At 58.6% G+C, this 13076-nt stretch carries 11 protein-coding genes; 8 read left to right on the forward strand and 3 right to left on the reverse strand.

The window, feature by feature from the left end; all coding sequences use genetic code 11:
* Nucleotides 1–191: 191 nt before the first annotated feature.
* Nucleotides 192–1220 carry a LacI family DNA-binding transcriptional regulator gene (locus tag JMJ97_RS06085; protein ID WP_055285449.1) on the forward strand — a complete coding sequence of 343 codons (1029 nt, stop codon included), beginning with the start codon at nucleotides 192–194 and terminating at the stop codon, nucleotides 1218–1220.
* 277 nt (nucleotides 1221–1497) lie between these two features.
* On the opposite strand, the gene lacG is transcribed toward JMJ97_RS06085, so the two are convergent.
* Both lacG and JMJ97_RS06095 read right to left on the reverse strand, forming a co-directional pair.
* Nucleotides 1498–2937 (reverse strand): 6-phospho-beta-galactosidase, encoded by a 1440-nt coding sequence (gene lacG, locus JMJ97_RS06090; protein WP_260699527.1) that lies wholly within the window; start codon nucleotides 2935–2937, stop codon nucleotides 1498–1500.
* 66 nt (nucleotides 2938–3003) lie between these two features.
* Complete coding sequence (locus JMJ97_RS06095; RefSeq protein ID WP_260699528.1) at nucleotides 3004–4770, reverse strand: PTS transporter subunit EIIC; 1767 nt, start codon at nucleotides 4768–4770, stop codon at nucleotides 3004–3006.
* Nucleotides 4771–5128: 358 nt separating this feature from the next.
* On the opposite strand from JMJ97_RS06095, the gene JMJ97_RS06100 reads away from it, so the two are divergent.
* The 7 genes from JMJ97_RS06100 (at nucleotide 5129) to JMJ97_RS06130 (ending at nucleotide 11383) form a co-directional block, all read left to right on the forward strand.
* Entirely contained in the window at nucleotides 5129–6133 is a 1005-nt protein-coding gene (locus tag JMJ97_RS06100; protein ID WP_260699529.1) for a LacI family DNA-binding transcriptional regulator, read from the forward strand.
* A 214-nt stretch (nucleotides 6134–6347) separates the two neighbouring features.
* Complete coding sequence (locus JMJ97_RS06105) at nucleotides 6348–6686, forward strand: PTS lactose/cellobiose transporter subunit IIA (RefSeq protein ID WP_055252615.1); 339 nt, start codon at nucleotides 6348–6350, stop codon at nucleotides 6684–6686.
* Nucleotides 6687–6971: 285 nt separating this feature from the next.
* Nucleotides 6972–7985, forward strand: coding sequence for a hypothetical protein (locus tag JMJ97_RS06110; RefSeq protein WP_215673638.1), 1014 nt, complete (start codon nucleotides 6972–6974; stop codon nucleotides 7983–7985).
* A gap of 307 nt (nucleotides 7986–8292) precedes the next feature.
* A complete protein-coding gene (gene lacA / locus JMJ97_RS06115; RefSeq protein WP_006234830.1) occupies nucleotides 8293–8721 on the forward strand; it encodes a galactose-6-phosphate isomerase subunit LacA in 429 nt (142 codons plus the stop codon).
* Between the two features lie 63 nt (nucleotides 8722–8784).
* Nucleotides 8785–9309, forward strand: a complete 525-nt coding sequence (lacB, locus tag JMJ97_RS06120) for a galactose-6-phosphate isomerase subunit LacB (RefSeq protein WP_006234831.1) — start codon at nucleotides 8785–8787, stop codon at nucleotides 9307–9309.
* A gap of 203 nt (nucleotides 9310–9512) precedes the next feature.
* On the forward strand, nucleotides 9513–10394 hold the full coding sequence (locus JMJ97_RS06125; protein ID WP_260699532.1) for an aldose 1-epimerase family protein: 882 nt from the start codon (nucleotides 9513–9515) through the stop codon (nucleotides 10392–10394).
* A gap of 53 nt (nucleotides 10395–10447) precedes the next feature.
* Nucleotides 10448–11383 (forward strand): hexose kinase, encoded by a 936-nt coding sequence (locus JMJ97_RS06130; protein WP_195361267.1) that lies wholly within the window; start codon nucleotides 10448–10450, stop codon nucleotides 11381–11383.
* Between the two features lie 270 nt (nucleotides 11384–11653).
* On the opposite strand, the gene JMJ97_RS06135 is transcribed toward JMJ97_RS06130, so the two are convergent.
* Nucleotides 11654–12955, reverse strand: coding sequence for an ATP-binding protein (locus JMJ97_RS06135; RefSeq protein ID WP_260699534.1), 1302 nt, complete (start codon nucleotides 12953–12955; stop codon nucleotides 11654–11656).
* Nucleotides 12956–13076 lie beyond the last annotated feature (121 nt).

Below are 13076 nucleotides of genomic sequence, written 5' to 3' on the forward strand. Positions count from 1 at the left end.
CGGCTGGGATGTATAGAAACAAAACAACTTCAAACAGCCGCGAACGGTTGTATTTGTTCGGTAAGCGGTTTTGATTGACAGAAGTTTTCATGTTGTGGTATATGGCTCGGGTATCATGAGCACGTTATCAATGTATGTACGATGCGCCATGGGCGCGGGGAATAGTTGGGAAGCAGGTTAGCGTGGAAGGCATGGATCAGCAGACAAGGAATGGTCGTTCGGCGAGCGCGGCAGAGGTTGCGGCGCTCGCTGGCGTGAGCCGCCAGACTGTGTCTCGCGTGGTCAACGGTATGCCCAACGTGACGGAAAAGACGCGCAAGCGTGTGCTGGCCGCCATGGAAGAGCTGGGCTTTCGTCCCAATTTTGCTGGAGCGGCGTTGCGCGGCGGGTCGTATCGTTCTATTGGCCTGTGCATGTACAACATCACACGTGTCGGTAACCTGGCGACGCTCGAGGGTATCATGCAAGCGGCGCGCGAGCACGATTTTGCCGTCACTATGATCGAGATGGGCGGCGACAAGCCCTATGCACTTGCCGATGCCTCGCGCCGCATGGTCGAGCGACCCGTCGACGGCATGATTCTCAACATGAACCGCATGGCTCCCGATTTTGAGGAGTTTGTTCCCCAGCCGGGAGTGCGAACGGTCATCCTGTCCATGTATGCGCATCCGCGCTGCACGACGATCGACTCCGACCAGTATGGTTCGTGCGAGCTGTTGACCAATTATCTGCTGGAACATGGTCACTCGAATATGCGGTTTGTGGCGGGTCCGGAAAACTCGATTTCCTCGCGTTTTCGTGAGGCCGGTTGGCGCGATACGCTGGGTCGTGCTCATGTCGATGCCGCTCCGATGCTGCGTGGCGATTGGAGTGCGGACAGTGGGTACGCCATGGGCGAGCGGATTGCGGCCGAGGTGCTTGCCGGCGGGTCGCAGACGCCGACTGCCGTGCTTGCGGCAAATGACCAGATGGCGCTGGGCGTTATCGCCGCGCTCGAGAACGCGGGCCTGTCCGTGCCCGACGACGTGAGCGTGGTTGGTATCGACGACGCACTCGAGGGACTTGTTCCTCACAATCGGCTGACGACGCTGCGATTTGATTTGCGCGGTGTCGGTAAGCTTGCGTTTGAGGCGGCGATTGGAGAGAGCTCGTCTATCGAGGCGATTCATGTGCCGAGCACGCTGGTCGAACGCTCGACTGTTAGGGACATACGGGGTTAGGTCCTACTCCGTTTGTCTCGATTTGTAACAGGTAGACGGTCAAAAGCGGGCTACGTGTTACAGATTTAGATTCTTCGGAAAGAGCAATCCTGTTCGTCTCAATCTGTAACAGCTAGGACCCAAAAACTCGGCTAGATGTTACAGATTGAGACAAACGGACCCCGAACCGCCCAAAAAGACCGGGGGCGGCGCGCCGTGTGACGTGCCACCCCCGGCTGAGAAATGGGGGACAGGTTATGTGGGCGGTGCAACTCCGCCAACCGCTCGTCGCAAGCCGCTAGTCCAGACGACGGGTCTGCGCCACGTGCTTATACCAGTATGCGCTTGCCTTGGGCGTGCGCTTCTGGGTTTCAAAGTCAACGTAGAAGAAGCCATAGCGCTTGTTGTAGCCATTGGTCCAGGAAAACTGATCCTGCAGGCTCCACAGGAAGTAGCCGCCCACGTTGACGCCCACCTCCATGGCCTTGAGCAACCAGCGCAGGTGCTGCTCGATGTAGTCGATGCGCGGCTGATCGTCCACAAAACCGTCCTTGTAGGGGTCCTTGTAGCCCATGCCGTTCTCGGTGATGAAGATCTGCTTGTAGTTGGGGTAGCGCTGCTTAATGTAGACGAGCAGATCGAACAGGCCCTCGGGATAGATGATCCAGTCCCAGTCGGTGGTGGGGACGCCGGGCTTGTTCACATGCTCGCCAATGCCCTTAACGCGCCAGCGGCCAGTGCCCTTCTCGCCCGTACCGTTGTGGTGCAGGTCGTTCTCGCCATCGTAGGCCTTCAAGAAGCGGCACTGGTAGTTGTTAACGCCCAGGTAGTCGTTGTAGAGCGCGGCCTCGCGCATGATTTCCAGATCCTCGTCTAGGATCTCGATGGTGCCGCCCGAGACGGCAGCCAAGCGGTTGGCGCACTCGAGGGTGTCGGGCGCGTAGTCGCCGCGGAAGGTGGCGTCGAGCAAGAACTGGTTCTGCAGCACGTGCTCGTTGTTGGCGGCTTTGATGTCGGCGGGGTCGTTCTCGTTGAGCGGATACTTAAACTCCAGCGACTGGATGACGCCGATCTTGCCCTTAAAACCGCCGTTGTGGAAGGCCAGTACTGCCTTGGCGTGGGCGAGCATCATGTTGTGCTCGCACTGGAAGGCCTCGGCCAGATGCGCCTTGACGCCGCCGGGGAAGGTGCCCTCGATGTAGGTGTTGGAGGCATCGGCCCAAATCTCGTTAAAGGTGAACCAGTAGGTTACCTGGTCGGCGTACTCCTTAAAGCAGAAGGTGGCAAAGTTCACAAAGGCGTCGATGGTCTCGCGGTTGAGGAAGTCGCCCTTCTCAAAGAGGGCAAGCGGCGTGTCGAAGTGATGCAGCGTGACAAACGGCTCAACGTGGTGCTTATGGCACTCGGCGAAGAGATCGTGATAGAACTGGACGCCCTCGGGGTTGATTTCGCCGGTACCGTTGGGGAAGATGCGGCTCCAGGCGATGGAGAGGCGGATGCCGTTGATACCGAACTCCTCGCACAGCTCCAAGTCGACGGGGTACTGGTTGTAGAAGTCCGAAGCGGGATCGGGGGAGAAACGGCCCTGGGCCTCCAGGAAGTCGTCCCAGGCAACCTTGCCCTTACCGTGAGTGCGGGTCTCACCCTCTACCTGGTAGGCAGCGGTGGCGCCGCCAAAGACAAAGTCCTCGGGAAACTGCGCAGGCGGGTTGGTGACGCTAGCAGGGTTAACGGACATGATGATCCAATCGTCTAAATCGAAGGGCCAGCCGGCTGTGGATGGTCGGCTGGCCCTAAGCGTTACTTACTTCGAAAGCTGTTCACTCACGAAGGCGAGAGACTTATCGCCGTTCTGGGAGAGCTCGATGTACTGCTTGCCACGGCAGGCGACGCACTTGTTGCCCACGCGCTCGCAGTCCTTCTGCAGGTCGGCCAGGTAACTGGCGGCCTGTGGGGCCAGGACGACCAGGTCAAAGTCGGGGAGCATGTCAACGTGGTTGCCATAGGCCTCGGCAGCGGTCTCAAGATTGATGCCGCGCTCTTTGGCGGCCTTGGCCAGCGCGTTGGCGAGCAGGCCCGAGGTGCCGCCACCCTGGCAGAGCACGAGCACGCGCTTGCCGTTGAGGTCACTGGCGGTCGTTGTCTCAGTGGCGACAGCGGCGGGAGCGTCGGCCTTCACGGACTCGGCAGCAGCGCCGGCGGCAACGCTCTTGGCGTCAGCCTTGCCCTGGAAGGCATCGTTGAGCTTAGCGGCCTTCTCGGCGTTCTTGGCGGCGAGCTCCTCCTGGGAGATCTCGGCCTCCTCGGCGCACTTCTGGGCGTCATAGGCGCGGAAGAACGGATAGTACAGAGCGAAGTCGACGACCAAGATAAGGGCGAGCATCACAAAGGCGAGCGGCTGGAAGCCCAGGCCCATGATGGTGCCGATGGGGCCGGGGACGGTCCAAGGCAGGGTGTACATAAAGCCGTTCATGCCCAAGAAGTCGATAAAGATCTTGAGGATCCAGATGTTGGCGATCGGGGCAAAGACAAACGGGACAAAGAAGACGGGGTTGAGCACGATGGGTGCGGCGAACAGCAGCGGCTCGTTGACGGCAAAGCAGACCGGGACGATGGCGGCCTTACCGACGGCGCGCATCTCCTGGGACTTGGCCAGGAAGCAGAACATAAAGACCAGGACGAGCGTGGCACCGGTACCGCCCATGCAGACGACGAAGTACTGGGCACCCTGGGTCAGGACAGCGGAAGCGTGCTGGCCAGCCTGGAACGCAGCTAGGTTGTCGGTCATGTTGGCAACGAGAGCGGCGGCGATGGCGGGCTCGACGATCGAGGGGCCGTGGACGCCCACGAACCAGAACAGGCTCATGGCGCCGTAGATCACAGCGAGGCCGATGTAGCCATCGGCAGCGGTGAACAGGGGCTGGAACACCTGGATGACGCCTTGGGCAAAGCAGAAGCCAAAAGCAGCGCGGAAGACGATGTCAAAGACCCAAAAGACGGTGATGCAGACGGAGAAGGGGATGATGTCCTTGAAGGTCTGCGAGATGTTGGGCGGAACCTGCTCAGGCATCTTGACGGTGATGTTGCGCTTAATGAAGAACTTGTAGATGATGCCGGTCACAAACGCAGCGATGAAGGCGGTCAGCAGGCCCTTGGAACCAAGGTAGGTGGTGTTGAAGCCGCTGGCGGCGTCCGTGGCGATGGTGTCGCTCGAAAGGAGCAAGAAGCCGATGATGGCCGCGCACATGCATGAGATAAAGTTGATCTGGTTGTTCTTGGGCAGATCGCGGTTCTGAGCGTCGGCGAAGTGCTTGGCCGTGGTGGCGGCGCAGGCGATGGCCAGGATGCCCATGGAGTAGTTGTAGCACTTCCACAGGGCGTTGTTGATGTCATCGGGCCAGTAGAAACCCCAGATGTTGGGAACCGAGGCTACCAGGCAGAAGATGGACGAGAAGATGATGATGGGGATGACGGAGATAAAGCCGTCGCGGATCGCCTTGAGGTACTTGTTGCGGGCGATCGCGTTGAAAAAGGGCTGGCCCTTTTCGATGATGGCGATAAGTTGCTCCATGCAATGCTCCTAAGAGTCGGTGGGTTAGCAACGATGGTAGCTTTTGGCGTTCGGTTGCCAAAATGTTGACGTTGCCATTTTGTGACACAAAAAAAAGAAGCGAACCGGTGGTTCCTGTGCCTGCGAACCGTCGATTCCTTACGCGTAAACGTTTGAGCCGCCCGGTGGCTCTGTGTTTGCACAATGGCAACGTTAACATTTGGGCGCTAAAAGCCGTTCGGGGAAGCAAAAATGTCGGTGAACGGTAGGTTTTGGGTGGTGAGCGTATGGTGGGGGAGGCGTTGGATATACTTGAAGACGTTTCATTTGAATGCGCAGGGTGCCACCAATGGCATCGTTGACATAGAAAGATCGATCTATGGCCGCTGTTAAAAAATCGGTATCCGTCAAAGACGTAGCGCGCCTCGCGGGCGTCTCGGAGCAGACAGTCTCGCGTACGGTGCACGATTCGCCCAGCGTGCGCCCCGAGACCAAGGAACGCGTGCGTGCCGCCATGCGCGAGCTGGGGTATCGCCCCAATTTTGCCGGTCGATCGCTGCGCCGCGGTAAGTTTAAGACCGTCGGCGTCGCCATGTTCAACATTACTGGCACCGGCAACCTCGACCGTATGGAGGGCTTTGCCGCCGCGGCCGACAAACACGGCTATGCCATCACCCTCACTAAAGTAGATGGACACCCCTATACCCTCGAGAGCGCATCGTCGCGCATGAGCGCACTGCCGGTGGATGGCATGGTTGTGATTATGAACCGCATGCCGGCGGACTTTGGAACCTTCGAGCCGCTGCCCGGCATGCAGACGGTGCTCGTTACGATGTTGGAGCACCCGCTCTGTTCAACGGTCGATAACGACCAGTTCGATTGTTCGCGCCAGGTGGTCGAGTACTTGCTGGGACGGGGGCACAAAACCGTGCACTTTATCTCGTGTCCCGAGCGCTCGCTTTCGGGCATGCGGCGCGAGGAAGGCTGGCGCGAGACATTGCGTGCGCATGGCATTGAGCCCCCGCAGCTCGTGCGCGGCGATTGGACGGCACAGAGCGGGTATGCTGCCGGTCAGGCTCTGGCGGACGATCCGACCTGTACGGCCATTTATGCCTCCAACGATGCCATGGCATATGGCTGCATCCGTGGGCTCGAGTCGCGCGGGAAGCGCGTGCCCCAGGACGTGAGCGTGGTGGGTGTTGATGACAGTCTGGGCGACATCGTGCCCGATTGTCGCCTGACTACGGTGCGCTTTGACAACAAGCGCGTCGGCATGTGGGCGGTCGACAAGATTGCCGGCGCCGAGGGCGTTGAACCCGGTGTGGAGCACATGCTGTTTCCGGGCGTGCTCGTCGAGGGCGATACGGTGCGCGATGTACGCTAGGGCGCGGATCTGTTTGGGTTGCCGCTAATTGTGTTCGATATTGTTCAAATTGGTTTAAAAACCGTTCACGGGCGAAAAGTGACCGTTCATAGCTCGAAATTACGTTTTGCGCTGTTCTTTTTTGTTTGAATGTTATTGTTTCTGTCATACACAACGCAGCGCGTATGCCCGGACGCGATGCTCTCCATTGGTTCATATGTGAAAGGAACGCAACATGGCAACCAAAGAAGAAATCTCGATGGTTGGATTCGAGATTGTCGCATACGCGGGCGACGCCCAGACTGATCTGCTTGCAGCGCTCGATGCTGCTCGCGAAGGTGATTTTGAGAAGGCTGAGCAGCTGCACAAGGATGCCAGCGATGCACTTATCGGCGCCCACGACACGCAGACCAAGCTGCTTTCGCAGGAGGCCGGCGGCGGCGAGATGGAGATGACCTTCATCATGGCCCATGCTCAGGATACTCTCATGACCACCATGATCCTGGAGAAGCAGGCCCGCTTTACCATCGATGCCTACAAGCGCATCGCCGAGCTCGAGGCCAAGCTCGCCTAACGAGCCCTCACAACCAAGTCCCCTTCCAAAAGCTCTGCCGCTACCCGCGGCAGGGCTTTTTCTGTCCTCCTCCAAGTTGCGGTGAAATAGAGACTGAATAGGGGCCGGCGGGCACAAAACAATCCCTATTCCACCGCAACTCATCCCGAGATAGTCATTGGGGACGTTCTTAAACGACTAGTCGTTGGGGGCAGTCTTGGAGCTTCTGCACGCCCTTCCGTTCGGTTTTTCGATGGGTGGGTATACTTCCATCCGCAATGCAGGCCGGAATGAGGAGGTGTCCAAATGCCGGACAACGGATTGATTCAAAAGACAGATGCGCACGAGATGGCTCATGGGCGTCCTGTCCAGATAACCGAGCATACGACGGTAACCGAGCTGCAGCCCAGCCTGTCCGATGTCGTGTGCGCAAACAAAAAGCTGCAGATTGGCTTTATCGTTGCGCTCGTGGTACTGGCGCTGTTGTCGGGCTTTGTAGCTCGTCCGCATTTTGCCGATACCAAGACTTGGGACTCCACCATCGAGGTCATCGATCAAAAGAAGGGCAATGTTTTGGCGCTCACAACCTCGTGCGTCGCCCTATCTGCGGGTATCACTGCGCTGCCGGGCGATACGGGAACGCCAGTTGCCGAGCAGCTCGCGCAGCTTTCGGGAAACTTGGGTATCGTGCTTGCCGTGCTCTACCTCGAAAAATATCTGCTGACCATTTTATGGTCGGTCGGGCTGGGCATCCTGATTCCGTTCTCGCTCGTACTCTTCGCGGTGTCGCTTGGCATTCACGGACGCTGGAGCACGAGCGCGGTCATTCGCCGCGTAGCAACGCGTGTGCTGGTGGTCGCCATAATTGGCATGGCGTTGGTGCCTGCAAGCGTTTGGGTGTCGCAGAAGGTCGACGAAACGTATCACGTTAGCATCGAGGCGGCCGAGCAAAAGGCGGCCGACGCTGCGAGTGCGGCAAATAGCGATAGCTCCAAAGCAAGCAAGAAAAATACTGGGTCCACAGAGTCCAAGAACGTGCTTGAGCAGCTTGCCGACGGCGCCTCGGGTCTCGTCACGTCGGTGACCAGCGGCGCCAAGCAGATGACCGATGAAATTGTGCAGCAGGTGACCGACCTTATCGAAGGCGTCATCGTGATGATCGTGACCTCGTGCGTGATTCCATTGCTGGTGCTCGCGGCGTTTTTGTGGCTGGGGCACACCCTGCTGGGGATTGATATCTCCGGTCCCGCGAACTATTTGACGGGCCGCTTCCTGAGTGCTCCGTCCAAGCATACCAAGAAGGGCGGGCAGTCCGAGTAACTAAAACAGCTGTATATACCGGGGCATACTGCCGAAGGGCGGCCGAGACACGTTCTCGGCCGCCCTTTTGTTTGTTGAATACGCGGTCGCTACGTCCGCGCCGGGTCCAGACGGTCGGCAATCATTCGTGAACGGTATTTGTTCAAAAAAGAACAAAGATAAACAAATAATTCTTGCAGTTGATGTTCGAATGTGTTCAAATAAACATGAACAGTGAAGAACCGCACATTCAGATGCCCGGACCTGAACGCGATTCAACACTTCCAAACAGAAACTACGCACCTGCGTATCTCTCAAGGAGGATGTCATGAGGGTTGTAATCGCTTCCGATGCCGACGGTATGTCGATGAAGGAGTCCATCAAGGAGATGCTCATCGCCGACGGTCACGAGGTCGTCGACTATTCCGAGACCCCTGCCGCGGACTTTGTCGATTCCGCGACCGCCGTTGCCAAGGACCTGCTGGAGCACAAGGATTCCCAGGGCTTCGCATTCGATAAGTACGGCGTCGGCTCCTATATGGCCGCCGTCAAGATTAAGGGCATGGTCGTCGCCAACATTTCCGACGAGCGTTCCGCCTACATGACCCGCGAGCACAACGGCTCGCGCATGGTCACCATGGGCCCGGGCGTTGTGGGCACCGAGGTCGCCAAGAAGATCGCCCGCGAGTTCCTGCGCGCCCAGTACGCCGGCGGCCGTCACCAGATCCGTGTCGACATGCTCAACAAGATGGCCTAACGAGAGCCACCGAGAACTCGAACTTCTACCTCAACTTGTGAATTCAGACGAAAGGACGTTCTGATGAAGAAGACCATCGCAATCGGTTGCGACCATATCGTTACGGACGAGAAGATCTATCTGGCCGACCGCCTGGAGCAGGCTGGCTACAAGGTGCTCGACTGCGGCACCTACAGCCACACCCGTACGCACTATCCCATCTACGGTAAGGCCGTGGGCGAGGCTGTTGCCAGCGGCAAGGCCGACTTTGGCGTGGCCCTGTGCGGCACCGGCATCGGCATCACCAACGCCGTCAACAAGGTTCCCGGCGCCCGCTGCGCCCTGGTCCGCGACATGACCTCTGCCCTGTATGCCCGTCGCGAGCTCAACGCCAACATCGTGGGCTTTGGCGGCAAGATCACCGGCGAGTTCCTGATGGCCGATATCATGCTTGCCTTCCTGGAGGAGCCCTACGAGAAGACTCCCGAGCACGATGCCCTGATCGCCAAGATCGATGCCTGCAACAAGGCCGACGCCGAGGCTCAGGCTGACCCGCACTTCTTTGACGAGTTCCTCGAGAAGTGGGACCGCGGCGAATACCATGATTAGCGGGTATCCGGCGTAATTAACTAGTCCGTTGACGGCTCGCGTTTCTGTGAGGGGGCGCGGGCCGGTTTTCTATCAGCCCAATTGGCCCAGCGGGCTGGACGTGCATTGTTCTTTTGTTTGCGGCGCTGCCTCATTACCTTTCTGCTAAAGGCACGACGTTCACAATGGATCGTGCGAGATGATATGTGAAGGAGAAGATTCCCATGGAGTTTGTTCTTGATAACGGCTCTGTCCGCATTGCGTTGAGCACGGCTGGCGGATCGTTCACTTCTATTACGGCCAACGGCCGTGAGTACCTGTGGCAGGGCGACCCGGCGGTGTGGTCGGGCCAGGCACCCATTTGTTTCCCGATCTGCGGCGGCCTTCGTGACGGTCGCGCAATGACCATGGGCGGCCGCGAGGTCAAGCTCGCCCGCCACGGCTTTGCTCGCAAGCAGGAGTGGAAGCTCGAGGAGCAGAGCGACAACATGGTTGTGCTGAGCTTAAGCTCTGCCGACCATGCCGAGTTGCTCGAGCAGTACCCGTATCCGTTTAAGATCGTTGCTCGTTACACGATCGATGTGGAGAAGGTGGCCGTGTCGTACGAGGTGACCAATGAGGGCACCGAGGACATGCCGTTCTTTGTGGGCGGTCACCCTGGCTTTAAGTGCCCGCTTGACGAGGGCGAGTCCTACGACGACTACGAGCTCCGTTTTGAGCAGCGCGAGGCCGCCGAGCTCTGTACTGCCGTTCCCTCGACGGGCCTGATTGATGTTGAGCATCGCAGCAAGAACCCGATGGTTGGCCATGACCTGCCGCTGACCCACGAACTCTTTGACTTCGCAGAGACCATCTTTGACGTGCTCGAGAGCCACGTGGTTACGCTTACCAAGAAAACCGAGGACAAGGGCGTGCGCCTGACGTTCCCCGATATGCCATACCTGATTGTGTGGAGCAAGCCCGAGGGCGACTTTGTGGCCGTGGAACCGTGGGGTGGTCTGTCCACCTGCTCCGACGAGGACGATATTCTGGAGCACAAGCGCGGCTGCCTGGTGGCCAAGCCGGGAGAGACCGTCACCCGCGGCTTTGAGATCGAGATCCTTTAACGAGCTATCGTATGTTTGGGGCGGGTTATGCCGCCCCGGAACAGGAGTTCAACATGATTCTGACCGTTACCATGAACCCGTCGATTGATACGCGCTATCAGCTCGACAAGCTGATCATCGACGATGTTAACCGTGTGACACCCGAAAAGACCGCTGGCGGCAAGGGCCTCAACGTGAGTCGCGTGCTGCTGCAGCTGGGTGACGACGTGCTCGCGACCGGCCTGCTCGGCGGCCACATGGGTGCCTATATGGCCGAGCTTATGGATGCCGACGGCGTCAAGAACGACTTTGTGCCCATCGCCGGTGAGACGCGCATTTGCCTGAATATTCTGCACGAGGGTAATCAGACCGAGCTGCTGGAGAGCGGCCCGCAGATCGCTCCGGCCGAGCTCGAGGCCTTTACGGCCAAGTTTGCCGAGCTTGCAGCGAAGGCGGACGTTGTGACGCTTTCGGGCTCGCTGCCGCGTGGCGTCGATGCCGGCTACTATGCCGAGCTCGTCAAGATCGCCGAGGAGGCGGGCGCCAAGGTGCTGCTCGACACTTCGGGTGCATCGCTGGAGGCCGCGCTGGAGTCCGACGCTAAGCCTGAGCTCGTAAAGCCCAACCTGACCGAGATTAACGGCCTACTGGGTACGTCCTTTACGACCGATGATGTCGATGCCCTGCGCGAGGCGCTTGCCGCCGATGACCGTTTTGCCGGTATCCCCTGGGTTGTCGTTTCGATGGGCGCTGCCGGTTCGGTTGGCTTCCATGAGGGCCGCGCGTTCCGCGCCAAGACGCCCGCGATTGCGGCTGTGAACGCAACGGGTTCCGGCGACTCGACCATCGCTGGCTTTGCGCATGCCATTGCGGCTGGTGCCGACGACGTCACGGTGCTCAAGACCGCCAATACCTGCGGCAAGCTCAACGCTATGGATCCCAAGACCGGTCACCTGGTCATGGACCGCTGGGACGAGATCTACAACAACGTTGAAGTAACGGAGCTTTAGAGTTACGGCGTCGAGTTACGGCGTTTTACCAAACGCCGTAACCTACCGACGCTGCGCGGGCCGCATTTGGACAATCTGACGTTCAACTTCAAGGGCGCGACCAGAAGGTCAGCGCCCTTTCGTTTCACGTCACCTTGTCTCAAATGCGGCCCGCTCGCTGTCGTTTCCAAGACATCGGCGTTGCCTTGCTTCGGGAATGCGGCAGATAGGGACGTTCCTTTTCTGCCGGCAGTTTGGGACACTCCTTACGGGACACCCCCTCCACAGCGCCTATGCCAGCTTGTCGATTTGCCCAATCTCCCAGAGCGGAATGTTGACGAGCGTGCCCTCCACTCTATATGCCGCTAACGATGTTCTCACGCAGCGCTCGAGCTTGAACTTCTCGCAGGCAATTCTCAGGCTCTTTGCTTTGAGATTCTCTGCCGCCTTGACCTCGAGCGGAAGCACGGTCCCCGCATGGTCGATGGCAAAGTCAGTCTCTGCATTGCCGGAGGAGGATGACCAATACGCGGGAGTTTTGCCTTGGAGCAAAAGCTCCTGTGCGACGTATTGCTCGGTCAGCGAGCCTTTGAACTCCGTAAAAACAGCGGGCCCGTTCAGAACAATGGCCGGCGAGAGGCCGGAGAGTGCTCCGAGGATGCCGGTGTCGATGCAGAACAGCTTGAAGCCCGAGAGATCCTCGTAGCTTGTGAGCGGTGCTCTTAGGGCGGAAACACGTGGTACCTTATGAACGATTCCATAGTCCATGAGCCACTGGAGGCTTTCCTCAAAATCGCGTGCGCGCGCCCCGGGACGAAGCGCGCCGTAGACGAACTTCTTGTTTTCCTTTGCGAGCTGGCCGGGAAGGGATTTCCAAACCAGCCTCATGCGCTCGACGATGCGGGCTGGCGCATGCTTGCCAAAATCGGATTCGTAAGCTTCGATGATTTGCTGCTGAAGCCTGCGGGCCTCGATGAAATCGTGGGAGGCGGCGAAAGCGGAGACAACTTCTGGCATGCCACCGACAACGAGGTATTCCTTGAGCAGGCGCTCGAGCTTTTCGGAAACATTCGCCAGCAGGTCCATGTCTGCGGCAAGGATGGCATCTGCGAGCGGATCGCCATCGACGGCACGAACGAACTCGACAAACCCCATGGGGCGCATGGTAAGCTGGTCGATCTTGCCGACGGGGAACGACTCGTTTTCGCGTCGGAGCGCGAGCCCCATATAGGAGCCGGCTGCCATGATATGGTATTCCGGCGCCAGCTCGTTGAAGTATTTGAGCGAGGTGATGCCACGCGGTGCCTCTTGGATTTCGTCGAAGATGATGAGCGTGTCTGTCGGCGTTATGGTCTGGCCGCGCAGGAGCTCTATCTGGGAGATGATGCGTTTGGGGTCAAGGCTTCCGTCGAACAGCGAACGTGCGCCCGGTTCGAGCATAAAGTCAAAACGGATGACGTTTTGATACTGCTGGCCTGCGAATTCGTTGAGAAGCCAGGTTTTTCCCGTCTGGCGGGCCCCCTTAAGCAGGAGGGGCTTGCGGTTTGCCCTAGATTTCCAAGCGATGAGTTCGTCCATTAGCTGTCGCTGCATACTGCCCCCTAACGATCATGGTTAGTATAAGACCGTCTTGGTCTTTCCATCGAAAAATGTGGGAGTAAACCACGTTTTTCCATCGAATAATGTGGGAGGTAACCACGTTTTTCCATCGAAT

The organism is Collinsella aerofaciens (assembly GCF_025289055.1).
Lineage (GTDB): Bacteria > Actinomycetota > Coriobacteriia > Coriobacteriales > Coriobacteriaceae > Collinsella.